Genomic DNA, 246 nt, shown 5'->3' on the forward strand with positions numbered 1-246 from the left:
GTGAGCGATGGTGCGGGCGCGGCCCTCCCATACGGATCCGTCGGGCGTGATGGTGCCGATGCCGAGGTCCCATTCCGGGATCCGCATCGCGTCGGAGACGAGCGCCCAGACGTCGTCCGGGGCGGCCGGCACGAACACCGTGAGCGCGCGAGCCAGGGTGTGACTCCCCAACAGTCGCCGCTTGCGCTGACCGTGTGCGCCCGGCTTGCTGTCGTCGTTCGCCGCACCGCCGCTCTCGACAGAGGG

Annotated in this window: 1 pseudogene; it reads right to left on the minus strand. The window is 71.5% G+C overall.

Going from position 1 to position 246, the window contains the following annotated elements:
* Window positions 1-246 (minus strand): annotated as a pseudogene (locus tag SB754_RS22235) (hypothetical protein); the annotation flags it as partial.

Source organism: Leifsonia sp. SIMBA_070 (genome assembly GCF_046534635.1).
Classification (GTDB): Bacteria; Actinomycetota; Actinomycetes; order Actinomycetales; family Microbacteriaceae; genus Leifsonia.